At 52.4% G+C, this 25016-nt stretch carries 20 protein-coding genes; 8 read left to right on the forward strand and 12 right to left on the reverse strand.

What is annotated here, in order from left to right; genetic code table 11:
- The first annotated feature begins 12 nt into the window (after positions 1 to 12).
- From rstA to CWS43_RS20285, 6 genes are all read left to right on the forward strand, one after another.
- A complete protein-coding gene (gene rstA, locus CWS43_RS20260; RefSeq protein ID WP_101078968.1) occupies positions 13 to 744 on the forward strand; it encodes a two-component system response regulator RstA in 732 nt (243 codons plus the stop codon).
- Complete coding sequence (gene rstB, locus CWS43_RS20265; protein ID WP_101078892.1) at positions 741 to 2084, forward strand: two-component system sensor histidine kinase RstB; 1344 nt, start codon at positions 741 to 743, stop codon at positions 2082 to 2084. Before rstA ends, rstB begins: the two co-directional genes overlap by 4 nt.
- The gene (locus CWS43_RS20270; protein ID WP_101078893.1) at positions 2068 to 3549 is read left to right on the forward strand and encodes a carboxypeptidase M32; all 1482 of its coding nucleotides are present in this window, start codon (positions 2068 to 2070) and stop codon (positions 3547 to 3549) included. Before rstB ends, CWS43_RS20270 begins: the two co-directional genes overlap by 17 nt.
- Positions 3550 to 4136: 587 nt before the next feature.
- Positions 4137 to 4499, forward strand: coding sequence for an acid resistance repetitive basic protein Asr (gene asr / locus CWS43_RS20275; protein WP_101078894.1), 363 nt, complete (start codon positions 4137 to 4139; stop codon positions 4497 to 4499).
- Between the two features lie 339 nt (positions 4500 to 4838).
- Positions 4839 to 5720 carry a serine protease gene (locus CWS43_RS20280; RefSeq protein ID WP_101078895.1) on the forward strand — a complete coding sequence of 294 codons (882 nt, stop codon included), beginning with the start codon at positions 4839 to 4841 and terminating at the stop codon, positions 5718 to 5720.
- A 378-nt stretch (positions 5721 to 6098) separates the two neighbouring features.
- Positions 6099 to 6581, forward strand: a complete 483-nt coding sequence (locus CWS43_RS20285) for an Hcp family type VI secretion system effector (RefSeq protein ID WP_101078896.1) — start codon at positions 6099 to 6101, stop codon at positions 6579 to 6581.
- A gap of 26 nt (positions 6582 to 6607) precedes the next feature.
- On the opposite strand, the gene CWS43_RS20290 is transcribed toward CWS43_RS20285, so the two are convergent.
- From CWS43_RS20290 to hrpA, 3 genes are all read right to left on the reverse strand, one after another.
- Positions 6608 to 6943 carry a DUF1493 family protein gene (locus CWS43_RS20290; protein WP_198555884.1) on the reverse strand — a complete coding sequence of 112 codons (336 nt, stop codon included), beginning with the start codon at positions 6941 to 6943 and terminating at the stop codon, positions 6608 to 6610.
- Positions 6943 to 7410, reverse strand: coding sequence for an STM2901 family protein (locus tag CWS43_RS20295; protein ID WP_101078898.1), 468 nt, complete (start codon positions 7408 to 7410; stop codon positions 6943 to 6945). Before CWS43_RS20295 ends, CWS43_RS20290 begins: the two co-directional genes overlap by 1 nt.
- Positions 7411 to 7639: 229 nt before the next feature.
- Positions 7640 to 11533: an ATP-dependent RNA helicase HrpA gene (hrpA, locus tag CWS43_RS20300; protein WP_101078899.1), complete on the reverse strand. Its 3894-nt coding sequence runs from the start codon at positions 11531 to 11533 to the stop codon at positions 7640 to 7642.
- Between the two features lie 299 nt (positions 11534 to 11832).
- On the opposite strand from hrpA, the gene CWS43_RS20305 reads away from it, so the two are divergent.
- Positions 11833 to 12450 (forward strand): FMN-dependent NADH-azoreductase, encoded by a 618-nt coding sequence (locus CWS43_RS20305; protein ID WP_101078900.1) that lies wholly within the window; start codon positions 11833 to 11835, stop codon positions 12448 to 12450.
- Between the two features lie 121 nt (positions 12451 to 12571).
- Here the strand turns inward: CWS43_RS20305 and CWS43_RS20310 are convergent, their stop codons facing one another.
- From CWS43_RS20310 to CWS43_RS20320, 3 genes are read right to left on the reverse strand one after another with little or no spacing between them, the layout of a single operon-like run.
- Positions 12572 to 12877 (reverse strand): YdbL family protein, encoded by a 306-nt coding sequence (locus tag CWS43_RS20310; RefSeq protein WP_101078969.1) that lies wholly within the window; start codon positions 12875 to 12877, stop codon positions 12572 to 12574.
- Positions 12878 to 12918: 41 nt separating this feature from the next.
- Positions 12919 to 13113 (reverse strand): YnbE family lipoprotein, encoded by a 195-nt coding sequence (locus CWS43_RS20315; RefSeq protein WP_101078901.1) that lies wholly within the window; start codon positions 13111 to 13113, stop codon positions 12919 to 12921.
- A complete protein-coding gene (locus tag CWS43_RS20320) occupies positions 13110 to 15836 on the reverse strand; it encodes a YdbH family protein (RefSeq protein ID WP_101078902.1) in 2727 nt (908 codons plus the stop codon). The genes CWS43_RS20315 and CWS43_RS20320 overlap by 4 nt, the downstream gene beginning before the upstream one ends.
- A gap of 237 nt (positions 15837 to 16073) precedes the next feature.
- Here CWS43_RS20320 and CWS43_RS20325 point away from each other — a divergent pair, with 237 nt between their 5' ends.
- Positions 16074 to 17066: a 2-hydroxyacid dehydrogenase gene (locus CWS43_RS20325; RefSeq protein ID WP_101078903.1), complete on the forward strand. Its 993-nt coding sequence runs from the start codon at positions 16074 to 16076 to the stop codon at positions 17064 to 17066.
- A 56-nt stretch (positions 17067 to 17122) separates the two neighbouring features.
- On the opposite strand, the gene CWS43_RS20330 is transcribed toward CWS43_RS20325, so the two are convergent.
- The 6 genes from CWS43_RS20330 to CWS43_RS20355 all read right to left on the reverse strand — a co-directional run bounded on the left by CWS43_RS20330 (position 17123) and on the right by CWS43_RS20355 (position 24952).
- A complete protein-coding gene (locus CWS43_RS20330; RefSeq protein ID WP_101078904.1) occupies positions 17123 to 18052 on the reverse strand; it encodes a metallophosphoesterase in 930 nt (309 codons plus the stop codon).
- Positions 18053 to 18072: 20 nt separating this feature from the next.
- Positions 18073 to 18915: a carbohydrate ABC transporter permease gene (locus CWS43_RS20335; RefSeq protein ID WP_232777107.1), complete on the reverse strand. Its 843-nt coding sequence runs from the start codon at positions 18913 to 18915 to the stop codon at positions 18073 to 18075.
- Positions 18912 to 19823 (reverse strand): carbohydrate ABC transporter permease, encoded by a 912-nt coding sequence (locus tag CWS43_RS20340; protein WP_101078905.1) that lies wholly within the window; start codon positions 19821 to 19823, stop codon positions 18912 to 18914. The genes CWS43_RS20335 and CWS43_RS20340 overlap by 4 nt, the downstream gene beginning before the upstream one ends.
- Before the next feature lie 17 nt (positions 19824 to 19840).
- Complete coding sequence (locus tag CWS43_RS20345) at positions 19841 to 21121, reverse strand: ABC transporter substrate-binding protein (RefSeq protein ID WP_101078906.1); 1281 nt, start codon at positions 21119 to 21121, stop codon at positions 19841 to 19843.
- Between the two features lie 60 nt (positions 21122 to 21181).
- The gene (locus CWS43_RS20350; protein ID WP_101078907.1) at positions 21182 to 22285 is read right to left on the reverse strand and encodes an ABC transporter ATP-binding protein; all 1104 of its coding nucleotides are present in this window, start codon (positions 22283 to 22285) and stop codon (positions 21182 to 21184) included.
- Positions 22286 to 22435: 150 nt separating this feature from the next.
- The gene (locus CWS43_RS20355) at positions 22436 to 24952 is read right to left on the reverse strand and encodes an alpha-L-rhamnosidase (protein WP_232777109.1); all 2517 of its coding nucleotides are present in this window, start codon (positions 24950 to 24952) and stop codon (positions 22436 to 22438) included.
- Positions 24953 to 25016: the final 64 nt, after the last annotated feature.

Consider the following 25016-nt stretch of genomic DNA (forward strand, 5'->3'; position numbering starts at 1 on the left):
AACAGCAAGCCAATGAATAAAATCGTTTTTGTAGAAGATGATGCAGAAGTCGGCAACCTGATCGCCGCCTATCTGGGTAAACATGATATCGACGTGCTGGTTGAGCCGCGCGGTGATACGGCGCAGGCGCGCATTGAGAAGGAAAAACCCGATCTTGTCCTGCTGGATATCATGCTTCCGGGCAAAGACGGCATGACGCTGTGCCGCGATTTGCGCCCTATTTTCCCGGGCCCGATCGTGCTGCTGACGTCGCTCGACAGTGACATGAACCACATTCTGTCACTGGAAATGGGGGCCAGTGATTACATTTTAAAAACGACGCCACCCGCCGTTTTGCTGGCCAGGTTGCGCCTTCACCTGCGCCAAAGCCCCGCGCAGGCAACACAAAAAGAACAGCCGGTTCAGGCACTGAAAAGCGGCAACGCCCTGCACTTTGGCCAACTGTGTATTGATCCGGTAAACCGCGAAGTGACGCTGGTGGACGAGACGATCGTTCTTTCCACATCCGACTTTGACCTGTTATGGGAACTGGCAACGCACGCCGGGCGCATTATGGACAGAGAGGCCTTGCTGAAAAATTTACGCGGCGTCAGCTACGACGGTCTGGATCGCAGCATTGATGTGGCCATCTCCCGCCTGCGGCGCAAGCTTTACGACAACACGCTGGAACCCTTTCGCATCAAAACCGTACGCAACAAAGGCTATTTATTTGCCCCCAATGCCTGGGAGACATTACTGGAATGAAAAAGCTCTTCATCCAGTTTTTTCTGTTACTCCTGGTCTGCTTTATGGTCATGGCAATGCTGGTCGGCCTGGTCTACAAAGTGACGGCTGAGAAAACAGGCCGGCAGTCAATGAATGACCTGATGAAGAGTTCGCTTTACCTGATGCGAAGTGAACTTCGGGAAATCCCGATCAAAGACTGGAATAAGACCATCAATACGCTGGATCTTAACCTGTCGTTCAAACTGCACATCGAGCCACTGGGTAAACGTAAACTTAGCCCGGTGCTCGATCAGCGTCTGAAAGACGGCGAGATTGTTGCACTTGATGATGAATATACATTTATACAACGCGTACCACGCAGCCACTATGTGCTGGTCGTCGGCCCCATTCCTTATCTGTTTTATATGCATGAGATGCGGCTGCTCGATCTCGTTCTGCTGATGGTGATTGGGCTGTCTCTTGCATTGCCGGTGTTCCTGTGGATGCGTCCCCACTGGCAGGATCTGCTGAGGCTGGAGAATTCTGCACTGCGCCTGGGTAACGGACATCTCGATGAGCGTATCGATTTCGATTCCGCCTCCAGCCTGAACCGCCTGGGTATAGCCTTTAACCAGATGGCGGATAACATCAGCACGCTGGTTGCCAGCAAAAAATTGCTGATTGATGGTATCGCGCATGAATTACGGACACCGCTGGTTCGCCTTCGTTACCGTCTGGCCATCAGCGAGAATCTGCCAGAATCGGAACAAAACGCCATCAACCGGGATATCGGTCAGCTCGAGGCACTGATTGACGAACTGCTGACCTATGCAAGGCTCGATCGCCCGCAAGTCACGCTCAATCTGGAAAACGTCAATCTGGCTGAATGGCTGAAAGACAAAGTTGATGATTTCCGCATGATCACCGAGCGCACTATTCTTTACGACGTTCCGCACAATCACGATTTTGGCGGCGTTGACTTACGTCTGATGGAACGGGTGCTGGACAATCTGGTGAATAACGGCCTGCGCTATTCGCAGGAAACATTGCGCGTCAGCCTCTGGCTTGATGGCGAACAGGCCTGCCTGCAAGTTGAAGATGACGGACCGGGCATTCCACCGGAAGAACGCGCCCGGATCTTTGAACCCTTTGTCCGCCTTGACCCAAGCCGCGACCGCGCAACGGGTGGCTGCGGGCTGGGGCTGGCGATTGTGCATTCCATTGCCGTTGCCTATCAGGGGCGCATCACTGTTGACAGCAGCCCACTGGGAGGTGCAAGCATGCGCTTCAGCTGGCCAGTAAAACCGACATTTAATCTGGCTGCAGAGCAGCCTAATATCGAAAATCAGGAAGGGAGCCACAATGACCATCGCCTATAAAAAATTGCACGACACCTTCGCCCGCCTGTCCCGTTTCAGCCATTTATCGGCGATCGCCGGCTGGGATGCGGCAGCTATGATGCCCCCGCAAGGCGGGCAGGCACGCTCTGAGGCACTGGCAGAACTCAGTGTTCTGACACATCAGATCCTCACGGCCAAACAGGTCGGCGAATGGCTGGAACAGGCCAGCGGCGAGCAGCTTAATGATGTGGAACAGGCGAACCTGCGTGAAATGCGTCGTCATTATCAGCAGGCAGCGCTGTTGCCGGAAAGCCTGGTAGAGGCAAAATCACTGGCCGGTGCACGTTGCGAGCAGGCATGGCGTATTCAGCGTAAATCCAACGACTGGGAAGGTTTCTCCGATAACCTGAAAGAAGTCGTGAAACTGAGCCGCGAAGAAGCCAGACTGCGCGCCGAAGCCGCCGGCATCAGCCGTTACGACGCCCTGCTCGATTTGTACGAGCCGGGCATGACGTCGCAAAAGCTTGACGTTCTGTTTGGTGATCTGAAAACCTGGCTGCCGGATCTGCTGCAAACCGTGGTAGAAAAGCAAAAAACCGAATCCCGCATTGCGCCGCAAGGCCCGTTTGATATCGAAAAGCAACGTCAGCTCGGCCTGAAAGTCATGGATCGCCTGGGCTTTAACTTCGATGCAGGTCGCCTGGATGTGAGTGCGCACCCGTTCTGCGGCGGCGTTCCTCAAGACGTACGTATCACCACGCGTTACAACGAAGATGAGTTCCTCAGCGCGATGATGGGTGTGATTCATGAAACCGGTCATGCGCGTTACGAACAAAACCTGCCAAAAGAGTGGCTGGGCCAGCCGGTTTCCAACGCACGGTCGATGGGCGTTCACGAATCCCAAAGCCTGCTGTTTGAAATGCAACTGGGTTGCAGCGAACCGTTCCTGAAATCGGTGTACCCGCTGGTTATCGAGCAGTTCGGTCAGCGTCCCGGGCTGGATGAAAGCAATTTCATGAAGCTTAACCAGCGCGTCCAGCCGGGCTTTATCCGCGTTGACGCCGATGAACTCAGCTACCCGGCGCACGTCATCCTGCGTTATGAAATCGAAAAGGCGCTGATGGAAGGCGAAATCGAAGTCGATGATATTCCGGCCTTGTGGAACAGCAAGATGAAGGAATACTTGGGCATTGATACCGTCGGTAATTACCGCGACGGTTGTATGCAGGATATTCACTGGACCGACGGCGGATTCGGCTACTTCCCGACGTATACGCTGGGTGCAATGTATGCCGCACAGCTGTTCCAGTTCGCCAACAAAGCGATCCCGACTTTGCAGGATGATATCGCCCGCGGCGACCTGACAGCGCTCTTCCAGTGGTTACAGCAAAATATCTGGCAACACGGGAGCCGGTTTACCACCGACCAGCTGATTAAGAATGCCACCGGGGAGACGCTGAACCCGGGGTTCTTCAGGGCACACCTGGAGAATAGATACCTTTAACGGTTGAGTAACTGGTTGCACCAGAGGCTTGATCGAGAAAATTTCGGTTTCTCAATTGCAGTGATTACTTAACTCGCTGCGCCGAAACCGCCAAAGAGGGAGGAAAGCGCCTCCCTCTTTGATCTCCCACGCTTTTTCCCAACACGCGCTCCGCTCGCTGGCTATGTTTCAGATGCCACAGCTATTGCCGCGAAAACTTGCCGCTGCGCGGTTCCCTCACTGGGTTTCGAGCCACAGGTCTCGAAACGCTGCGTTCGGCAAGCCTTCTGAAAGCGGCCAGAAACTTTCTAACTCGCAACCTCACTGCTGATTGTTATCTAAATAATGCAGTTGAATTTAGATAAGCCGCCAGTGCCACGGCACCGGTACATGAAAAACCAAAATTTCACCTTTCCAAAAGGTATCGAGCCGCCAGCGCTGCAACCCCACCGCATAACCCACTGATTTCCCTGAAATCCCCAGTTTGTACATTCCGTTACACGCCGAAACCAATCACTTACGGACAAGCTGATCCAACCCGCCTAGTATTCTCCATACCGGCCCCGCAGTGGGGTGGACACTTAAACAGAAATTCTGAGGAATTAAAGATGAAAAAAGTATTAGCTCTGGTTGTTGCCGCTGCAATGGGCCTGTCTTCTGTCGCTTTCGCTGCTGAAACTACTGCGGCTCCTGCGCCAGCTGCTGCAGCAACTACCGCTGCTCCTGCTGCTAAGCACGTTACTAAGCACAAGACCCACAAGAAAGTAGCTCAGAAAGCTCAAGCTGCTAAAAAACACAAAAAAGCGGCTAAGAAAGCTGCTCCGGTAGCTCAGAAAGCTCAGGCTGCTAAAAAACACGTGAAACACGCTAAAAAAGCTGCTCCGGTAGCTCAGAAAGCGCAGGCTGCTAAAAAACACGTAAAACATGCTAAGAAAGCTGCACCAGCTGCAAAAGCAACTCCAGCAGCATAAGTAGTCAGTAAGAAGTCTTTGTGAGCGTATCCACTCACCATTATCAAGACTGATGATTTAACACCCGGTTCGCCGGGTGTTTTTTTCTCCGGTTTTCTATCTTGAGGTACTGATGGAAGATGCTGCGCCGATACCTGTTCGAAATCACCCTGTGCTTCCTGATCCTCTTAGGCTTGATCACCCTGTTCTTCTACTTCTGAAATACCCTGAGATGACGTCCGTCGTCTGTTCAAAAGACTGAGTTATCAGACAAAATTACCCATCTCGAAAGATAACCGTCTATAATCGTCCCATAATAACTGGTTTCCGGGTTCTCCCTGTTTTCAAGGTCAGAATGTTATGCGCATCGCATTACCGCTGTTTTTGTGCTTTTTCTGTGTTACCGCCACTCCTTTCGTTCATGCAGATTCCCCGGATACTGCAGATACCGACGCACCGTCTATCAGCGTAAAAGAAAAAACGGCACTGTTTTTCGGCCACGATCAGCGGACACAAATCGCTGCATCGGCACAATGGCCGTGGCAGGCCATTGGCCAGATAGAAACGGAGAGCGGCAATTTATGCACCGCAACGCTCATTTCTAAACATCTGGTTCTCACTGCCGGTCACTGCGTTCTTGCCCCTCCGGGCAAAATAGACAAAGTGATTGCCCTGCGTTTTATTTCTCACAAACAGAAATGGCGTTACCAGATCACGGCATTACAAACGCTGGTCGACCCGAAACTGGGCAAAAAACTTAAAGCAGACGGCGATGGCTGGATTGTTCCCCCCAAAGCTGCGCCTTTTGATTTTGCCCTCATCCGGCTGACCGATGAAAAGCTGGCATTACCTATCAGGCCTTTACCGCTATGGGAAGGTTCGCGCGACGATCTGACCAATGTGCTTAAACAGGAAGGCAGAAAAATCACGCAGGCAGGCTATCCGGAAGATCATCTGGATGATTTGTATGTGCATCAGGACTGTCTGATCACCGGATGGGCACAACCGGGTGTATTATCGCACCGCTGCGATACGTTGCCTGGCGACAGTGGTTCTCCGTTGCTGTTGAAAAATGCAGATGGCTGGTCTCTGGTGGCGATTCAAAGTTCCGCGCCTGCCGCACAAGACCGGTATCTGGCCGACAACCGTGCGCTGGCCGTGCCTGCAATCCGTGATGCGCTCAATACCTTGTCTTCTGGTGTCATCAGTGCAAGCCCGGCAGCGCCAGCAACTACGCCCTAGACGCTAATACCGTGATATGAGATATAAAAAACCGCCGTAGAGAACTGAGGCGGTTTTTTCATTTCAGGGGGCCGGTTAAATCAGTTGTTCCATTGTCTGTATATTGCATTATAAGAAATATAATCTTTTTAATTTCATACATTATTATTTATTATCAGCAAGTTAACTTTTCACTTATCTACCCAGCTCAACTTTAAACACCCTTTTGGGTGCCCCATCTATGCCCCTGTTTTGGCCTCTGAAATCCAACGTTGGATCTTCGTCAACCATCAATAATAAACTTCTGAAAATCATTTCCCCATCATTCGATTCATTGCTCTCTGATATCTCCGGGCGTACGTTTACTCAAATTTTCATAAACTCAAGGAGATAAGAGAAATGGCAATTCCAGCTTACTTATGGCTCAAAGATGACGGCGGTGCGCTGATTAAAGGCGGGGTTGATGTTAAAGACAGGGAATACAGTATTGAAGTGAAAGGATTTCATCACAACCTGATGATCCCAACTGATAACGCTACAGGGAAAGTCACAGCCACACGCATGCATTCCCCTTTGCTGATCGTAAAAGATTTCGATTGCTCAAGCCCATATATTTACAAGGCTGTGGCGACAGGCCAGAACCTCGAATCAGCTGAGATTAAATGGTACCGCATTAATGATGCCGGTCAGGAAGTGGAATATTTCAACATGCTTTTGGAGAAAGTGCGGATAGTTTCTATTTCTCCGGCAATGGCCGCAGCCAGCAATCCAAATGAGAACCATATGGAAACGGTTGAAATCCGTTACGAGAAAATTACCTGGAAGCACAACGACGGCAATATTATTTTTGCCGATTCGTGGAATGACCGTCAGACAGCTTAGTTTGAAAGGGGCGAAAGCCCCTTTCTTTAATCATCGTAAAACCATCGCCCAACTTTAACAGCTTCAATAATCATTTCGACGGTTAGCGGTTTTAACTCGCGTTGTGGCAGTTTCTTTTGCCAAAACGCTCTCTCCGCTTCGTAATAATTTAACATGTCAAAATGTGAGTAATCGACGCTGTACTTAGTGAAAACGTCCACAAGCATGTCTTCGGCGTCTTCGGGAAGTAAGTTAAATTCCCCTTCGTTTATGCCCCAGTGCTTTTGAACAGGAACAATTTCAGGGTCACGCCAGCTCTTTCTGAAACCATAATGCTTGGTCAAATATTCACAAATTTCCGTTTCAAAATCCCTCTCGCCCATTAGAAATACGTCCATGCAATTCGGTGTTCAGGTCTTGCGATGAGGTTGTATTTGTTTCTGGTACTCCTACCAACCATTTCAAGCATGATGACAATCTGCGCGTATCCCAACCACGGGATCCAGCGACCAATAAAAGGAGCCAATTTGCTAGTTGGAACAAGTTTTATTTTTGCTCCTTTTCCCATAGGGGCTGAGAGTCTTAAACCGAAAGGTATTCTTTTCTCTTTAAGTAAGGCGCGTGCCAGCTTAGATACAACGCTTGTTCCAGGTGTGTTGTTTATTGCGGAAAGTTTCCCTGATACAGGAATCCATGGCTGGCCTCCTAAAATCATCGCTGTCGTGGTTACATCTAAACCAAGGTGTTCTGATAACCGTTCTACGTAGATGAGCAAGAATAATTCCTGAGCAGTTACATTCGCATGACCATGGTAGAAATAAGTCCCACCCAACTCTTCGGTAGTATCCATTCTCAATATCCATTTGATTAGAAGGGTTTAAGAATACGCCGCGCTTAAACCACTTTCAATAAATCGAATGAACGTCTCCATGTCTGGCTCATCAAGAGATTGCAAAAACAGGGATGAATGAAATGATAATGAACAGGTCAAACTAATCGATGCAAAAATGGCACTATAAGGCATCAGCCCCAGAGTGCCACTAAGGGAAAATCGGTAATTTTAAAGCCAATAAATACAATCAATTACCGACTAACTGTTCCATCGTCTGCAAGATTCGTTTATCTGAAATCGGGTACGGCGTGCCAAGCTGCTGGGCGAAATAACTGACGCGCAGTTCCTCAATCATCCAGCGGACTTCTTTCACATCCTCACTCTGCTGGCGAACCGGCGGCAGTTTGTTCAGCCATTGCTGCCATTGCTGCTGGACGTTTTCAACTTTCAGCATCTGCGCACGGTCACGGTGAGCGTCCATCGCCAGTTTGTCCATCCGCCGTTCGATGGCCTGCAAATAGCGCAACGTATCCGGCAGGCGCTTCCAGCCGTTTTGCGTCACAAACCCGCGATAAATCAGGCCGGACATCTGCGCTTTAATATCTGATAGCGCCAGCGCCATCGTGATATCAATTCGCCCTTTTAGCCGTTTATTGATGTTAAAGACCGTCGTCAGGATCTGCTCTACCTGAACCGCGATTTGCACCACGGTGTCATTCAGATTGGCGCGCACATGCTCGTGAAGTTTCGCGAAATCCTCTTCACGCCACACCAGCCCGCCGGACTCCGCAATCAGCTTATCGATACCGCAGGAAATGCAGTCGTCGATCAGATCCAGCACTTTGCCGTAAGGGTTGAAATACAGCCCCAGCTTGGCTTTGTTCGGCAACTTTTCATGCAGGTATTTCACCGGCGAAGGAATGTTCAGCAGCAGCAAACGTCGCATCCCGGCGAGCATCGCCTGTTGCTGCTCAAGCTCGCTGTCAAACAGGCGGATCGCCACGCTGTCTTTCTCGTCGACAATCGCCGGATACGCTTTCACTTCATAGCCGCCGCGTTTTTGCTCGTAGCGCTCCGGCAGCGTGCCGAAACTCCAGACATGTAAATCGCGCTGTTCGATACCGTCATCGGCGACCGCAGAGAGCGTCTGCTGAACCTGCTCTTTCAGGCCAGATTTCAACGCTGTCAGGTCCTTGCTTTCGCGCAGCGTTTTGTTTTTCTCATCAATAATGCGGAACGTCATTTTGAGATGATCGGGCACCTGATCCAGATGCCAGTCTTCACGCGCAATGGTCACGCCACTCATCTTGCGCAGCTCTTTTTCCATCGCATCAAGCAGCGGCATTTCGAACGGCTTGATGCGCCCGAGCAAAGCATCAGCGTAGTTTGGCGCAGGCACAAAGTTACGGCGAACCGGTTTAGGCAATGACTTGATCAGCGCCATAATCAGCTCGCGGCGGATGCCGGGGATCTGCCAGTCAAAACCCTCCTCGCTCACCTGATTAAGCAGTGGCAGCGGGATATGCACCGTGACGCCATCGGCGTCAGTGCCCGGCTCAAACTGATAGGTCACGCGCAGTTTGAGATTGCCCTGATGCCAGAAATTCGGGTAATCGTGGGCGCTGATGTTGCCCGCGCCCTCTTTGATCAGCATGCTTTTTTCGAAATTCAGGCTGTCCTGCGGCTGTTTTTTCCACCACGTATCAAAGTGCTTCGCCGACACCACTTCCTGCCCGATGCGTTGTTCGTAGAACAGGAACAGGGTTTCGTCATCGACCAGAATATCGCGACGGCGTGATTTGTGTTCCAGCTCCTCGACTTCGGTACGCAGGCGCAAATTGGCGCGGAAAAACGCATGACGCGTCTGCCAGTCGCCTTCCACCAGCGCATGGCGGATAAACAGTTCACGCGACACCACCGGATCGATCGTGCCGTAATTCACCCGGCGGGCAGCCACGATCGGCAGGCCGTACAGCGTGACTTTTTCCGTCGCCATCACCGCACCCTGCGCTTTTTCCCAGTGCGGTTCGCTGTAGCTGCTTTTCGCCAGATGCTGCGCCAGCGGTTCAATCCATTCCGGTTCGATGCGGGCAGCAATGCGCCCCCACAGACGGCTGGTTTCCACCAGTTCTGCCACCATCACCCATTTCGGCGGTTTCTTAAATAAACCGGAACCCGGGAACACCGCGAAACGGGCGTTGCGCGCGCCGGTATATTCCTGTTTGTCGGCATCCTTCTGCCCGATATGCGACAGCAAACCGGTCAGCAATGCGCAATGCACCTCGCGGTATTCCGCCGGCTCGCTGTTCACCGGCAGCCCGAGTTCTTTAACGACCTGGCGCAGCTGAGTATAAATATCCTGCCACTCACGCACGCGCAGATAGTTGAGGAAGTCGCTGCGGCAAAGCTTGCGGAACTGCGCGGAAGACAGCTCTTTTTGCTGCACTTTCAGGTGATCCCACAAATTGACGAACGCCAGGAAATCAGAATCTTTATCCGCAAACCGGCGATGTTTTTCATCAGAAGCCTGCTGTTTGTCCATCGGACGTTCGCGCGGATCCTGAATAGACAGTGCGGCGGTGATGATCATCACTTCACGCACGCAACCGTTTTTCTGCGCCTCCAGCACCATACGCGCCAGACGCGGATCAACCGGCAACTGCGCCAGCTGACGGCCCTGCGGCGTCAGTGAGTAACGGCCATCGACGGCATTATTGATGGCGTTCAGCTCCTCGAGCAGGCGCACGCCGTCCTGAATATTACGTTTGTCCGGCGCTTCCACAAACGGGAATGCCGCGATATCGCCCAGCCCCAGCGATGTCATTTGTAAAATAACGGAGGCTAAGTTGGTACGCAGAATTTCAGGATCGGTAAATTCAGGGCGCGACAGGAAATCCTGCTCCGAATACAGACGGATACAGATACCTTCGGAAACACGTCCGCAACGGCCTTTACGCTGATTGGCCGAGGCCTGAGAAACCGGTTCAATTGGCAGGCGCTGCACTTTGGTGCGGAAACTGTAGCGGCTGATACGCGCGGTGCCGGGGTCAATCACATACTTGATGCCCGGCACGGTCAGTGAGGTTTCCGCCACGTTGGTCGCCAGCACGATACGGCGACCGGCGTGTGACTGAAACACGCGGTTTTGTTCGCTGTTCGACAGCCGCGCGTATAGCGGCAAGATCTCGGTATGCGGCAAGTCCAGGCGGTTCAGCGCATCGGCGGTATCGCGAATCTCACGTTCACCGCTCATGAAGATCAGGATGTCGCCCATACTTTCGCGGCCCAGTTCATCCACGGCGTCGAAAATCGCCTGCAACTGGTCGCGGTCCACATCTTCGGCATCATCCACAATCGGGCGATAACGTACGTCAACCGGGTAAGTACGGCCGGAGACTTCAATGATCGGCGCGTTATTAAAGTGCCGGGAGAACCGCTGCGGATCGATGGTCGCGGACGTAATAATGACTTTCAGATCCGGGCGTTTCGGCAGCAACTGGCGCAGATAACCCAGAATAAAATCGATGTTCAGGCTGCGTTCGTGGGCTTCATCAATAATCAGCGTGTCGTACTGCATCAGCATGCGATCCTGTTGGATCTCCGCCAGCAGGATCCCGTCGGTCATCAGTTTCACCAGCGTGTTATCGCTGACCTGATCGTTAAAACGCACTTTATAGCCGACGGTATTGCCGAGCGTGGTATCCAGCTCATCGGCGATACGGTTGGCGACAGTACGCGCCGCCAGACGGCGTGGTTGCGTATGACCGATGACCCCTTTAATACCGCGTCCCAGTTCCATACAGATTTTCGGGATCTGCGTGGTTTTACCGGAACCGGTCTCACCGGCGACAATCACCACCTGGTGATCGCGGATAGCCTTAAAGATGTCGTCTTTTTTCTGGCTGACCGGCAGGTTTTCCGGATAGCTGATTTTGGGCCGCGAAGCTTCACGGGCGCTGACTTTTTTCAGGCTTTCGGTAATCGCGTTCTGAAGCTCAGCCGTTAATGCCTCAACGGCCTGAGGGTTGGTGTTCTGTTCGAAAGTCTTTTTGGCACCCTGCAAACGACGTTGCAGGCGTTGCCGGTCACGTAGCATCAGCCCGTCTAACTGCGCTGATAATGCCGCGAGCGGTGATTTCACGTTCTATATTCCTTGTTGCAAGTCAGCCGACTGAATGAGCAAAGCATCCGTCATCTGAATTTGAAATGATCTGAGGCGGGTTCTTACGAGCCTGTATACCAATATGTTAACACAAGCTATTGAGGATGAAGAAAGTTCGACGTTTTTAGCCTTTCGTGTCTTGTTCAAAAATACTGAAAGGAGGTCTCGAAATATTGCGCTATCACTGAATAAGCTTTGTGAATAAAGTAAGTTCCATTCCGGGGATGTTCTGGTTATAAAACCTGCTCCCTATGTATCACACAGTAAGGAACTCACTAATGAGCAAAGTACTCGTTCTGAAATCAAGCATTCTGGCTAACTTCTCTCAGTCTAACCAACTGGCCGATTACCTGGTCGCACAGTATCAGGCCGCCAACAGCGGTTCTGCTGTCACTGTTCGTGATCTGGCTGCTGATCCGATTCCTGTTCTTGATGGTGAGCTGGTTGGCGCACTGCGTCCATCTGATGCCCCGCTGACTCCGCGTCAGGAAGAAGCGCTGGCGCTGTCTAATACCCTGATTGAAGAACTGCAGGCGCATGACGTGATCGTTATCGCAGCCCCTATGTACAACTTCAACATCCCTACTCAGCTGAAAAACTATTTTGACCTGGTGGCCCGTGCTGGCGTGACCTTCAAATACACCGAGAAAGGCCCTGAAGGTCTGGTGAAAGGCAAACGCGTTATCGTTCTGACCAGCCGTGGTGGTATCCATAAAGACACCCCAAGCGACCTGGTTGCTCCATACCTGTCTCTGTTCCTGGGCTTCCTGGGCATGAGCGACGTAGAATTCGTTTACGCAGAAGGTATTGCTTACGGCCCGGAAGTCGCGACCAAAGCACAGACTGATGCGAAAGCAGCAATCGATGCAGCCATCAAAGAACTGGCTGCTGCATAACATCTGTTATCACAATCTGAGCCATCATTCACTTTAGAACCTGCCAGACCCGCTCAGATGATGTTGTGATAAAGCACTTGCGCGCCGAATGGCGCGCTTTTTTTATGACTTAATTTCCGGGTTACTTCTGCAACCACTTCCCGTTAATGCCGCGCACGTACTCGCCAGTTGCGGCTCTGGCGACCAGTTTTTGCCCGGCGAGTTTGGCGACGTCGTCGGTGCTGACGTTATTATCCTGTGCCACCTGCTGATATTGCTGTTTGCGCGCATCGTTGATTTTTGCCGCCAGCGCGACGCTTTCTGCATCCTGCTTCACGGGCGCCAGATAGCCGGAAAGTGTCTCTCCGACACGCCCCTGTTGCTTAGCTTCACTCAAGGTTAAAGCGAATGCCTGACTGCAAAAAAATAAACCACCGGCCAGTAACATCAGGCTGATTCTTTTGATAAACACCCCGGACATACGCTCTCCTAGAACAAGTTGCTCTGGTTTTTCAGCAGGTTTTCAACGTCTTTATCCACTTTGATATGGATCTCATGTTCGATTTTCACATTCATGTTGATAGTGATCGGCTCTTTAGGCGCGGCCAGTTCAATGCGAGGTACGCAGCCACTGAGCATCATTACGCTGAGCGCCACGCACGGGCCGACAAGTCGCAGTTTCATTGTTCCTTCCTCACGGTTTGATCCTTTTGCTGCCCCGCCGTAGCCGGGCTTTTTGAAAGCGCATTCGCAGGCAAAGACACCTGCTGTTGCAGCCATTCCTGAAGATTGTCGCCAAAGCGCAAACTTCGCCAAAGCTGATAAATATTTTCCTGATGGGAATAATTCAGGACAATTTCGCGTTTTTCTTTATCGCCGCCATGCGTCGTATCGGTGTAGTTCACGCCGTCCACTTTAGCTTTCATCACCAGCACCCCGAGATTATCGAGACTTACCTCTGCATCTGAACGGCTGATTTCCATGTAGCGCAGCAGGCCAATGACCATATTGTTAGCAAAATTCCCGCTGGCCATTGCATCGGCAAAATCAGGATCGAGACGCAGCGTGAGGCTGCCGTCATTCCTGATCCAGCCGTTATGGATGATCCATTGCGGATTCTGGACATACAGCGGCAACTCGCCGTAGATCACACCGGACATCGCCAGCTGTTTTGGTTTCAGCGCGGTAAAGAGTTCGCTGAGATTAATTTTCTCCAGTTTAAGCACGGCGGCATCATGCTGGGGCATCCGCAGTGCCGACAGGCTAAGGTGACCGCGTAACGTATCCACGCCCAGATTGCTCAGGGTGAGCGGCGTTTTCTCACTCCAGGGGTAATGCCCCTGCAAATCCGCAGTGACGTTTTGCATTTTGACCAAATTATTCACTTCACCAATACGCAGCATGACCGGTTTTTTCACACCCAACTGCCAGACCTGATCCTTCAGGCGGTACGGCAGGCTGAAGTCCAGCCCGCTCATGTCGCCGTCTTTCATCCAGAACCCACCGTTTTTCACCACCCAGTGACCACCGGCGACAAATCCCTGTTTACGCGCAGCTGAAAACGCTGACTGGGCATAGAACGAGCCTTCACGCAGCCTGATATTCAGATCCGGCGTCAGTAACGTCTGGAACGCCGTCAGTTGCTGCTTCGGCCACCAACCTTCACCACGCAAACGCTCACCGTCCCAGCGGCCATTCAGGCGGATGGGGCCGATCGGTTTAGCATCAAGCATACCGCGCATCGTAAAGCTGTCCGGGCTTTCGCCGTTCAGTTGCAGTGCGAGCGTTGCCGGAGGCAGATAACCGCCATTAGTGAAGGCAATTTTCTTCGCCACCAGCCTGATATCGCCTTTAAACACGGTCGGCAAATCAGGATATTGCGGTTTGAAACGGGCTGATGGCGGACGTTGCCAGACCAGTGGTTTTTCCAGTGTCAGACGCGGCGCATCAACATCGACCAAACCGTAGTGCAGCCGGTCAAAGCCGGTCGAAAGGGACAGAATGTTGATGACATTGTCGTGCCACTGGCCTTTACCGGACATATCCCAGCGACCGTTAAGCGGCGGCAGATGCCCGTTGCCCCAGTAGTTGAAATCCCATTGCCCGATGTCCGGCCAGAATGCCTGTGATTTACCGCTGAGATGCAGATCGAATTTACCCCAGAAACTGTGGCGGGCCTTGAGGATCGCCTGCAGTGGCCCGCTGACGCCCTGCGCCGAGACTTTAACGCCCGCCAGCGGCCAGCGTGCATCGCTGATAGTCAGCTCTGACGTGGGTTTTCCCCAGGCGCGCAAAAGTGAGCCGCTGCGCAGGGAAAGCGTCGGGTTGAGCACAGAACCACTCAGCTGTCCGGGCAACGAGGCGCTGAGCGATGTGGCCTGCAAATTCGCCTGCCCGGTCAGGCGCAAATCTAAATCACTGTCCAGCAAGCCGATGCGCCCCGGCCCCATCGTCAGCACCACGTTAGCCTTACCGTTATGGCCTTGCGTCAGCACGTTCAGGCGCGCCGTAATGCGGGTTTGATCGAAGGCCGGCGTCCAGTCGCTGAGCGTAAGATTCACGCCGCCTGCCAGCGGTTGTGTGGCGTACGGCCAGTGCCACTGGCCTTGCGTAATCTGCAATTCATTGCGGTTGAGTTTCCACGGCAACGTCGCCAGCGGCAGGTCACGCCCCTTTTCTGCCAGCGTCAGCACACCTTCGGTGGCCTGCCAGTTAAGGGTAATATCCAGCGGGGATGGCACCTGCGCGGTTTGAATTTCTGCATGAAGCTCGCCGGATTCCGGCAGTTGATCGAACGTGGCGGGCAGAAGCAGTTTGCCACTGAGCGTGACAGGTTGTTCGCTACCGGGCGGGATCAGGCTGAACGAATGGATCGCCAGCGTACGGTCAGCGCCCAGCACGGCGTCGAGTTTCAGCGCGTCGCTGCTCACGGTCAGATGCTGTACGCCGCCTTCGCTGCTGAACTGAACTTGCCCCGCATAACGCTGCCAGGGCGTTACGGAAAGTTGCGTCACGTTGACGCGCCCGTCGGGCAGAAGGTGTTGTAAATCCGCCACGGAGAGCGGCGTTGAGGCGTCACTTTTTGGCAGTTGCGCCAGACAGGCAGTATCGACTTTCAGCGCATCAATATTGAGCGCCCAGTGCCCGCCTTCTTTGCTCAGACGTGCATTTTCCGCAGTCGCAAGCTGGCATTCACCGGCGGAATAACGCAGCCCCGGCAATTGCAACACACCGTCCGACCAGTGCGGCGCACCGCTGAGTGTCAGTTGTGTTCCTTTCGGGAGCCAGTGGCTGGCCACCGCCGGCAACCACTGCGGCACCGTTTTCCATAACGCCCACATCAGCAGCGCGAGAATCACCACTATACTCAGGATAATTTGCGCGCTTCTCTTCAGTCCGTTCCTCATGACTTGCCTTGTTTTGCACTTAATAGTCTGACCGCCCGCAAGATATCATAATTAGCGTAACAACTGATGGTTGAAATACCAGTATCCGGCACCCAAATAGCACAGGAAAAATTGTCTGCCCCCCGACGCTCTGTTAGTTTGGTGGCATATTGCGAATTGTTTCTGAAAATGTTTATTCCTTATAAAACAGTCGGAAACAGTTTTGCCAGAGATTCAAACTCACTGCGGAGAAACACCATGAAAGTGGCTGTCTACAGTACTAAAAATTACGACCGGAAATATCTGGAACTGGTCAATGAACATTATGGCTATGAGCTGGAATTTTTCGATTTTCTGCTGTCCCCGCAAACTGCAAAAAACGCAGCCGGTGCAGATGCCGTCTGTATTTTCGTCAATGATGACGGCAGCCGCGAAGTGTTGCAGGAACTGGCTTCTCTGGGGATAAAAACGCTGGCGCTACGCTGCGCAGGCTTTAACAACGTCGATCTTGAGGCGGCGAAAGAACTGGGCATTTCTGTTGTGCGCGTTCCGGCCTATTCACCGGAAGCGGTCGCAGAACACACCGTCGGCATGATGTTGTGCCTTAACCGCCACATTCACCGTGCTTATCAGCGCACCCGCGAAGCCAACTTCTCACTCGAAGGACTGATTGGCTTTAATATGTACCAGCGCACCGCCGGTATCATCGGCACCGGTAAAATCGGTGTGGCCACGATGCGTATTCTGAAAGGTTTTGGAATGCGTATTCTGGCCTTCGATCCGTATCCAAGCCCGCTGGCGCTGGAGCTCGGTGCAGAATATGTCGATCTGGATACGCTTTACGCCGAATCCGACGTCATTTCCCTGCACTGCCCGCTGACGCCGGAAAATCACCATCTGCTCAACGCTCAGTCTTTTGCCAAAATGAAAGATGGTGTGATGATTGTGAACACCAGTCGCGGCGCATTGCTGGATGCCACCGCCGCCATCGACGCGCTGAAAAAGCAGAAAATCGGCGCACTGGGTATGGACGTTTATGAGAACGAACGCGACTTGTTCTTTGAAGATAACTCCAATGAAGTCATTCTGGACGACGTGTTCCGCCGTCTGTCTTCCTGTCACAACGTGTTGTTCACCGGCCATCAGGCTTTCCTGACCAGTGATGCGCTGACCAGTATTTCTGAAACCACGCTGATGAATATTGACCAGCTGGCAAAAGGCACGCCTTGCCCGAACCTGCTTACCGCGTAAAACTGACCGTTTTTATGAGGCTCACTGCGGTGAGCCTTTTTGTTTTCTATTTTTGATTAACGGCTCAGCACCCGGCTGATTTCCGTGCCGTAACCGGTGATAGTCAGTACATCATCTGCCAGCGTTACAGCCGAAAATGGCAGGCTGTTCTCACCATCGACCATGCCTTTGAGGGTAATGAAATCGGTATTTTCCACACGGTCATAACCGCCACGGTGATCGTGACCCGCGAAATAAGCCCGCACGTCATACCGGCACAGTAACTCCACCAGCGTCTCGCAGTTCCACAGATTATGAGAGTTCACCGGCGTCAGGGGATAATGCCCGAACACCAGCACAACCTCACGCTGCTCATGCGCTTCACGCAGGTTTTTTTCAATCCATTCCAGTTGTTTCGGCCCGACCGCGCCGTTCCACTCCTGCGCCTGCGATTGCTGACATTCCGTCAGTTCCTCGAGCATATATTCTGCCAGCTGGCGGTCATCACCGTTGGCGTGGTTGCAGTACAGGCTGACGTCGTTGCCGTCGGTCACCAGAAAACGATAGCCCGGCAGGCTGAACGAATAATAACTTTTCGGTAAACCGATAGCGGGTTTCTGCGCGCCGAGATGATCTGAAATCACCTGAGCATCGTGATTACCGATGAGGATCGCATGCGGGTGGCGCAGCGCTTCATAACGCTCAAGCACTGGCTGAAAACTGCTCCAGTTGCGATCAACCAGATCACCCAGCGTGACCACAAAATCGAGTTTTAAATCATTCAGTTCATTGATGGCCGTCGCCAGCTTATCCAGGCTGTTGCGGTAATACCGGATTTTATGCGTATCCGCATCGGCATATTGCGGGTCAGCAATCAGCCCGAAGCGCAGCCGGGCGCCATTCACCAGCGCGTCATGCACATCGGGTTGCTGATACAGTGAACTCACGTTGCCCAGCGCCCGTTCCTGCCGCTCAGATAACATAGGAAATGAGGTGGTTACAGTCATACTATTCTCCTGTCGGGAACTTACCGGATCCCTGCCCGCATAAAAGATTGAACAAACTGGCGCTGGAAAATAAGGAAAAGCACCAGTAATGGCAAAACGGTCATCAGGGTCGCGGCGCTGATGAGCGCCCACTGCACGCCCTGCTCTGGCGCAGAAAACAGCTGTAGCCCGACGGTAACCGGGCGCACTTTCACGGAGTCGGTGATCACCAGAGGCCAGAGGAAATCGTTCCAGTGGAAACTGATAGAAACCAGGGCGAAAGCGACATAAATCGGTTTCGCCAGCGGAATGTAGATTTTGCGCAGAATGTAGAAGCGGCTGGCACCTTCGACAATCGCCGCTTCTTCCAGCACCAGCGGGATGCTCTTGAAGGTCTGGCGTAGCAGGAAAATCGCAAAGGCTGACGCGAAATAAGGCAGTGCAATCCCGAGCAGGCTGTCGCGCAATCCCAGCGCGCCAATCGTCTGGTAGTTATTGAGGATCAGCACATCGGGGCTGATCATCAGTTGCAACAGCACCAGCGCAAAAATAAATCCACCGCCTTTGAGTTTGAAACGCACCAGTGCGTAAGCCGCCAGTGTGGCAAGGATCAGCTGGCAGACGACAATCATCAGCACCAGCAAAGTCGTATTCAGGAAATAGCGGGCAAAAGGTGCTGCGCCCCAGGCGTGAATGAAATTTTGTAACGTCAGCGGGGCAAACAGAGAAAAACTGCCCTGCGCAGACGCCGGATGAATAGCAACCCAGATGGCGACCAGCACCGGTAAAAACCACAACAAGGCGGCCAGCCAGATGGCCAGGTTCAGGCACAGGCGGCGTAAAGAAAATGTCCGTGCCGGGGTAAGGGTCAGAGTGATGCTCACTGATAATGTGCCTTTTTATCCAGCAAATTAAATTTGATCAGCGCAATGGCGGCAAGGATCACCAGCAGCACCACGGTCATCGCCGAGGCAGCCGGTAAATCCCAGTAACTGAATGCGGTGCGGTAGATGTAAAACAGCAGCAAACTGGTGCTGTTATTCGGCCCGCCATTGGTCATGGCGATCACCTGGTCGACAATTCTGAAGGCATTCATCGAGGCATTAATCAGGATAAACAGCGTCGTCGGCATCAGCAGCGGCCACTGTACGCGGCGGAAAAAATAGCTTCGTGACGCGCCCTCTATTTGTGCGGCTTCCGCCAGCCTCGGGTCAATCTGCTGGAGCGCAGCCAGATAAAAAATCATGAAAAAACCGGCTTCACGCCATACCGAAACCGCCATCAGGCTGTAAAGCGCCGTGCCCGGTTCCCCGAGCCAGTTGACAGCTGGCAGCGAGAAAAGCGCCAGCATTTTGTTTAACAAACCGAGTTGCGGGGTGTAAAAAAACAGCCACAGATTGGCAATGGCTACCATCGGCAATAGTGAAGGAATGAAAAATGCGGCGCGGATCATCGCGTTACCGCGCAGACGGCGGTTCACTGCCAGCGCCATCATCAGCGCCAGCACCACAGAGAGCGGGATCGTGATGACCGCGTACAACAGGTTGTTGCGTAAAGACAGCATGAACACGTCATCATCGAGCAGCGCACGGTAGTTATCCAGCCCGGCAAACTGTGCCGGATGTCCGCTGCGCGCCGCACTGAACAGGCTTTCCCACACTGTCGCCAGCGCCGGGTAATGAGTAAACAGCAGTAAAAAACCCAGTGCCGGCAACAACAACAGATAGCCATACAGCTGTAATGACAGCCGGCGTTTACGTGCAGCCGGTACGACAGAATGAAGCATGCTCATGCGGTTCCTTACCGTTGTTATTGATAAGGTTTCAGCAGGCGGTCAGCTTGTTTCTGCGCGGAACTGAGCGCATCTGCTGGCGTTTTTGCCTGCGTGACAGAGGCTTCGATCGCGTGATTTAGCAGTTCCTGGATCTGCACGCTGTTGTATGTCGAAAGCTCCGGCTGTGAATATTTCAACTGCTCGCGCGCCACCAGTGCCTGCGGGACTTGTTTCACGTAATCTTGCATGACCGGTGTTTCCCAGGCCGCTGGCGATGTCGCCACGTAACCGGTCGCGATACTCCAGCGTGCCGCCTGCTCAGGCGCTGATACCCAGCGGATAAATTCCATTGCCGCTTTCTGCTGTTCCGGCGTGGTGTTTTTGAAGACGTAAAGGTTGCCGCCGCCGGTCGGGCTGCCGCGCTGGGTTTTTTCAGGCAACATCGCCACACCAAACGGGAATTTCGCGTTATCGCGTACAGTCGTCAGATTGCCGGTGGTGGTCACCATCATGGCCGTTTTACCGTCGATAAAGTCCTGCGGCGTAGTGCCCCAGGCAATGGTGCCTTTTGGTGATACGCCGTCTTTCTGCGCCAGATCCGTCAGCCATTGCAACGCTTCGATATTGGCCGGTGTATCAAAGGTGACTGCCGTCCCTTTGCCGTTATCCAGGTGGCTACCGTTGGTCGCCGCGATACCCTGGAAGTTCCAGTAACCGTTTGGCGTAGACGGGATTTCAATACCCCACTGTTTGACGTCATTACCCTCGCGGATAACCAGTTTTTTACCGAAATCAACCACCTGCTGCCAGCTGGCTGGCGGGGTATCACCGTTCAGCCCCGCCTTCTCAAACGCCTGCTTGTTCCAGTACATCACGACCGTCGAACGCTGGAACGGGATGCTCCACACTTTGTCCTGAATGTGGCGGATAAAGGCCGGATAAAAACCGTCAATCCACTTTTTGCCCTCAGCGTCATTCGCCAGATCGCTGACCGGCAGGATCGCGCCTGCATCAATCAGGGAATAAGCTTCGATGTCGCCGATCACTGCAATTTGCGGGGCATTGCCACCGCGAAATGCCGTCAGCGCTTTGGTTACCGTCGTTGCATAATCACCGGTATAGACCGGCTGAATGCTGATATCAGGGTGCGTTTTCTGAAAATCTTCTACCAGCGTATCTACCGTGTGGCTGATCTTCCCGCCAACGGCAATCGGGTAGTACATTTGCAATTTCACAGGATCCGCCGCAAAGGCCGACGTTCCGGTGATTAAGAGAACAGCAGTGGCCAGACGTGAAAAGCGGTGCGCGATAGACATAGTCTTCCCTTTGGCAATAGTCGTTGTAAGAGTGAATAAAAGAGAGCAAAAAAGTGATAACTACACGGCAACACGTTGATCTAAAGGCAAACAGGATTGTTCAGCGTGGTAGCAGCGCCTGCCGCCCGCTGTGAAGAAAAAATATTGTGCACCGGTTCCCCATTGCAGCCCCACCACCTGACCTTCAGCAAAGCATTTCATACCGGCTACTTTGACGGTCAGGAGTTCCTGGCAACCCGTTAAAGCGCAGGCCACAAGCGTGTCCGCCCCCATATATTCAACGCTGACTACCTGCCCGTTAAGGCTGGCGTGTTCCGGGGAAACCAGATGAATATCTTCTGCGCGCAGGCCAAGGCTCAGCCCTTCTTCGTCAATATTGTCCACCACCGGCACCGTCATATTGGCAAGGAAATGACCGGCACCGCGGTGTTCCAGCGGCAGGATGTTCATCGGTGGCGCACCAATGAATTGCGCGGCAAAAATGCTGGTCGGGTTGTTATAAAGGTTGTCCGGCGTGTCGTGCTGTTCAATGCGGCCATCGTTGAGCAGGATGATCTTATCAGCCATGCTCATCGCTTCGGTCTGATCGTGGGTGACATACAGCATGGTCAGGCCGAGTTTTTTCTGAATAGCACGAATTTCGCGGCGCATGCTCTGACGCAGCTTGGCGTCGAGATTAGAAAGCGGTTCGTCCATCAGGCACAGTTTATTGTTGGCGATCACCGCACGCCCGAGCGCCACACGCTGCTGCTGCCCGCCGGAAAGTTGCGAGGGTAACCTGTCGAGCAGATGCCCGAGCTCCATCAGTTTGCTCACTTCTCCCAGACGTGCGGCAAACTGGCGCTTGTCTTCATTACGCGCACGCAGGCCAAACAACAGATTTTCCCGCACGCTCATGTGCGGGAATAACGCGTAAGACTGAAACACCATCGACAACTTACGCTCGGAAGGTGAAAGCGCAGTGACATCCGATTGCTGAAAATAAATAGCCCCGTTGTCAACCGACTCCAGCCCGGCAATAGCACGTAACATGGTCGATTTCCCGCAGCCGGAAGGCCCGAGTAAAGCAATAAAATCGCCCTCTTCCACATCGAAACTGATGTCGTTGAGTGCAATTTTATTCCCCCAGGATTTCTGGATGTGATGGAGTGATAAATAGCTCATGCCGCGTTACGTCTCTCTGACCTGTGATGGGCATAACCTAGCGGGGTAAAATGACGGTTTTATGATGGGCAGATGACGGGCGGAAGATGAAATCATTTCAGGGCCGGAAGGCGCAGGCGGCTACGCCCTCCGGCCAGGCTCTGTGCCGGGTTAATCGCGCAGAATATAGGTAATGTGATAATGTCCGGAACCCACTTTTGCCGATAACCCGCCTGCATCATGCATAAAATCAATGCCGTCGGACTCGACTATGCATTCTGCCAAAAGCAGCGTTATCGTCGCAGACGTATTGGCAGGAATGTTGACGTCCAGCACCACTTTTTTGCCCCGGGGACTATCGCCCGTGACTTTCCAGTGCACAGATATTTCACCGTAAAGGGAATGATAGTCCGCATTGAGCCAGTCCAGCCCACCGCCGATGACCGGGCTGATTACCGCGTGTTTAAATGCGGGCTGCTCCTCATCCACTTCAATGCCAGCCGCCACGCGATAGAGCCATTCACCCACCGCCCCGTAGGCATAATGGTTGAATGAGTTCATGTCCGCGCTCCACATTGAACCGTCCGGTCTGATGCCGTCCCAGTGTTCCCAGATGGTGGTCGCCCCCGCTTTTACCTGATACAACCAGGAAGGAAAATCGTCTTTCAACAACAGATCCCAGGCTTCCTTCGCAAAGCCATTCTGACTGAGGGCATGGCAGAAATATGGCGTACCGACGAAACCGGTAACCAGATGCCCACCCTGTTCATGGAGCAATTCAACCAGCCTCTGCGCCGTTTTCTGCCGGAAAACATCGGGTACCAGATTAAAATACAGCGCCAGAATATGTGCAGTTTGTGTTCCCGACGCCAGACGGCCGGTCGGTGTAAAAAATTCATTCTGAAAACTGCGGACGATATCCTGATGCAGTTTGAGATATTTTTCATGATCGGACATCCGCTTCAGCGCTTTCGCCGCCCTGGCAAATAACAATGTTGACCAGGCATAATAAGCTGTGCAGGTGAGGTCATTCGGCGTTGCGCCAAAATAGCTCCCTTCTTTTGCGTCCAGCGCCACCCAATCCCCGAACTGTAACTTGTAGTGCCAGATGTTATTTTCAGAATGTTCAGTCATAAAGTCGATCCAGGCCTTCATGCTTTCATACTGGTTTTTCAGCACCCGCGTATCGCCATACATCAGATACATCGTCCACGGGTTGATCACGGCCGCATCTGCCCACGCTGACGCTGAATCCGTCCCGCCGTCCGATAACAGGCGGTCGCGGCTACAATGGCCGGTCAGAATATCGGGAATGACGTGAGGAACACCGCCTTCTGCGGTCTGGTCGAATCGCAAATCGGTCAGCCATTTGGCAAAAAAATTACGCGTCTGCATCAGGTAGCTGGCTGTCCGGCAAAATATCTGCGCATCTCCTGTCCAGCCAAGACGCTCATCGCGTTGCGGGCAATCTGTCGGGACATCGACAAAATTCCCCTTAAGCCCCCATAAAATATTGTGGTGAAGTTGATTAATATCCGGATTCGAGCAGGAGAACTGGCCGGTCTGCGTCATTTCGGAATGTAATACGATAGCTTTGAAATTATCCAGTTTCAGCTCGCCAGGATATTCTTCTATTTTTATATAACGAAATCCCTGACAGGTGAAATGTGGGTGATACGTTTCCTCACCGCCCCCCTTCAGATAATATTCAATCCTCTGCTGTGCCGACCGTAAATTATCGAGATAGACATTTCCTTTCGCATCCAGCACTTCGAAATGGCGTAATATCACCTTCTCTCCGGCGCGCCCCGTCACATTAAATTCGACCCAGCCACTCAGGTTTTGCCCGAAATCGATAACCCGGTCACCTTGTGGCGTAATAATAACTGCCAATGGCTTCAGGGTTTCTATCTGGCGTACGGTGCAAGTGCCTTGTGCCGTTAATGTCGACTTATCATAATCAATAACATTTACCGCCTGCCAGCGGGTAGCCGGATAATTTTTATTTTTCCAGCCAGCCTGTTCTTTTCTGGCATCATAAATTTCACCGTCATAAATCTCAGAAAAAAGAACAGGTGAACTGTCGCTCTTCCAGCTTTCATCGGTAATGACGACCTCTTCAGAACCATCGGCATAATGGATGGCTAACTGACAAATCAGCGCAGTTTGTTCGCCGTAATAATTCCGGTCACGCGTGAATCCCATATCACCTTTATACCAACCCGCGCCCAGCAATGCACCAAAGGCGTTTATTCCGTCCTCCAGCAAACCGGTCACATCGTATGTCTGATAAAGTAAGTGATGATGATAACTGGTCCATCCTGGCGTCAGTTCATCATTGCCGATTTTCTTGCCGTTTAAATAAAGCTGATAAAGCCCCAGCGCACTTACATGCACAAATGCTGATGCAATTTCTTTCTCATGACTGACGTGAAATTCTTTTCTCAGAGAGGTGGCCGCAGAACTTTTTTTGGCCTCACTGCTTTCGCCTGTAATAAAACTGGCCAGCCAGGGACTGCCGCATAGCCCGGTAACAAATTGTGCGATCTCACTCCATGCACTGATTTCACCATGGTTATCCTCAATTTGTACACGGACAAAATATCGGGAAGACGGCGCCAATGATAAATCACCGACTGAAATATTATTGGATATTTCTTCCGGCACAATTCCACTGTCAAAGAACACGTCAGAAAAATTCTTATCGTTTGCGATTTGTATATGATATGAAATCTGCCTGACATTACGGTTA

This window comes from Rahnella sp. AA, from assembly GCF_002834385.1.
Lineage (GTDB): Bacteria > Pseudomonadota > Gammaproteobacteria > Enterobacterales > Enterobacteriaceae > Rahnella.

Bases quoted from the DNA above. Each gene is read 5' to 3' on its own strand.
- rstA (WP_101078968.1), top strand. From the start codon at position 13: ATGAATAAAATCGTTTTTGTAGAAGATGATGCAGAAGTCGGCAACCTG.
- rstB (WP_101078892.1), top strand. From the start codon at position 741: ATGAAAAAGCTCTTCATCCAGTTTTTTCTGTTACTCCTGGTCTGCTTT.
- CWS43_RS20270 (WP_101078893.1), top strand. From the start codon at position 2,068: ATGACCATCGCCTATAAAAAATTGCACGACACCTTCGCCCGCCTGTCC.
- asr (WP_101078894.1), top strand. From the start codon at position 4,137: ATGAAAAAAGTATTAGCTCTGGTTGTTGCCGCTGCAATGGGCCTGTCT.
- CWS43_RS20280 (WP_101078895.1), top strand. From the start codon at position 4,839: ATGCGCATCGCATTACCGCTGTTTTTGTGCTTTTTCTGTGTTACCGCC.
- CWS43_RS20285 (WP_101078896.1), top strand. From the start codon at position 6,099: ATGGCAATTCCAGCTTACTTATGGCTCAAAGATGACGGCGGTGCGCTG.
- CWS43_RS20290 (WP_198555884.1), bottom strand. From the start codon at position 6,943: ATGGGCGAGAGGGATTTTGAAACGGAAATTTGTGAATATTTGACCAAG.
- CWS43_RS20295 (WP_101078898.1), bottom strand. From the start codon at position 7,410: ATGGATACTACCGAAGAGTTGGGTGGGACTTATTTCTACCATGGTCAT.
- CWS43_RS20305 (WP_101078900.1), top strand. From the start codon at position 11,833: ATGAGCAAAGTACTCGTTCTGAAATCAAGCATTCTGGCTAACTTCTCT.
- CWS43_RS20310 (WP_101078969.1), bottom strand. From the start codon at position 12,877: ATGTTACTGGCCGGTGGTTTATTTTTTTGCAGTCAGGCATTCGCTTTA.
- CWS43_RS20315 (WP_101078901.1), bottom strand. From the start codon at position 13,113: ATGAAACTGCGACTTGTCGGCCCGTGCGTGGCGCTCAGCGTAATGATG.
- CWS43_RS20320 (WP_101078902.1), bottom strand. From the start codon at position 15,836: ATGAGGAACGGACTGAAGAGAAGCGCGCAAATTATCCTGAGTATAGTG.
- CWS43_RS20325 (WP_101078903.1), top strand. From the start codon at position 16,074: ATGAAAGTGGCTGTCTACAGTACTAAAAATTACGACCGGAAATATCTG.
- CWS43_RS20330 (WP_101078904.1), bottom strand. From the start codon at position 18,052: ATGACTGTAACCACCTCATTTCCTATGTTATCTGAGCGGCAGGAACGG.
- CWS43_RS20340 (WP_101078905.1), bottom strand. From the start codon at position 19,823: ATGAGCATGCTTCATTCTGTCGTACCGGCTGCACGTAAACGCCGGCTG.
- CWS43_RS20345 (WP_101078906.1), bottom strand. From the start codon at position 21,121: ATGTCTATCGCGCACCGCTTTTCACGTCTGGCCACTGCTGTTCTCTTA.
- CWS43_RS20350 (WP_101078907.1), bottom strand. From the start codon at position 22,285: ATGAGCTATTTATCACTCCATCACATCCAGAAATCCTGGGGGAATAAA.